A 1057-nucleotide genomic window follows, 5' to 3' on the forward strand; every position below is an offset into this window, starting at 1 on the left:
TTCGGAAACGCGCGCCATGCCCGGCGTCTCGTAGGTCTGGACTGGCCTCGCGCAATGCGTGGCCGACGGCGCCTCGAAGTTCGGCACCGTCTGCGCCACCTGCAAGCGGCTGTCGGGCGCGGGCGTGGGCCAGCGCGTGGCGCCGGCAACGGCAGGGGGCTCGGTGGCGCCACAGGCGGTCAGGAGCAGTTGGGCGCAAAGCAGCACGACGAGCGGGCGGCGAAACCGGGGAACGAAAGCTTGGGTCATGAAAGCACTCCGGGTTGTTGGGTGCAGGCTGATACGGCCGGCCACCGCCAGCGGGGTTGAGCCTCGTCGACTTTTTTTGCCGCCCCGAACCCCGGCGCGGTCCGCCGCCCGTACAAGCTGGGGTGAAAATCCTTAGATGTCCGCGCTTCCTCGCGCCCCTTCCGCCAAGAACGCCCCCGAGCGCCAGGCCATGCCCGACGACCAGTTGATGCTGGCCTACGCGCAGGGTGACGCCGCCGCGTTCGACGTGCTCTACGCGCGCCACGAAGGCGGACTGTTCCGCTTCGTCAAACGGCTGCTGGGCGCGCGGCTCGTGGCGCAGGCCGACGAGGTGTTCCAGGACACTTGGGTGCGGATCATCTCGGCGCGCGACAGCTTCTCGCCGCAGGGCGCGACGTGGCGCACCTGGGCCTTCACCATCGCGCACAACCTGGCGATGGACCGGTTGCGCGTGAGCGGGCGCGAAGTGACGCTAGATGCGCACTCAGACGATGACAGCGAACCCATGCCCACGCTCGACCGCGGCGTGCGTGGCGCAGTCGATGCGGCGGCGCATCCGTCGGCCGAAGAGCTGGCGTTCTGGCGTGCCGCGGGCCGTCGACTGCTGGCCTTCCTTGACGAACTGCCGGCCGATCAGCGTGCCGCGTTCCTGCTGCACCATGAAGACGGCCTGACCGTCGAGGCGTTGGCCGCGAGCCTGGAGATCGGTTTCGAGACTGTGCGCAGCCGGCTGCGCTACGGCTTGCAAAAACTGCGCGGCTGCATGGAGCGCTATCTGTCGGTGCTGGAGCAACGGGCATGAGCGGCA

The 1057-nt window shown here is 69.0% G+C and carries 2 protein-coding genes; one reads left to right on the forward strand and one right to left on the reverse strand.

Annotated features, from left to right (window positions below; translation table 11 throughout):
• Positions 1-249 (reverse strand): hypothetical protein (locus ACSFA3_RS25730; RefSeq protein ID WP_435508146.1); only part of this gene is annotated, 249 nt, incomplete at its 3' end.
• 136 nt (positions 250-385) lie between these two features.
• On the opposite strand from ACSFA3_RS25730, the gene ACSFA3_RS25735 reads away from it, so the two are divergent.
• The gene (locus ACSFA3_RS25735; RefSeq protein ID WP_435508147.1) at positions 386-1051 is read left to right on the forward strand and encodes a sigma-70 family RNA polymerase sigma factor; all 666 of its coding nucleotides are present in this window, start codon (positions 386-388) and stop codon (positions 1049-1051) included.
• The last annotated feature ends 6 nt before the right edge of the window (positions 1052-1057 follow it).

This window comes from Variovorax glucosi (assembly GCF_051216695.1).
Taxonomy (GTDB): domain Bacteria; phylum Pseudomonadota; class Gammaproteobacteria; order Burkholderiales; family Burkholderiaceae_C; genus Variovorax.

Excerpts from the sequence above, each read along its gene's own strand:
- ACSFA3_RS25735 (WP_435508147.1), top strand. The coding sequence starts at position 386 with ATGTCCGCGCTTCCTCGCGCCCCTTCCGCCAAGAACGCCCCCGAGCGC.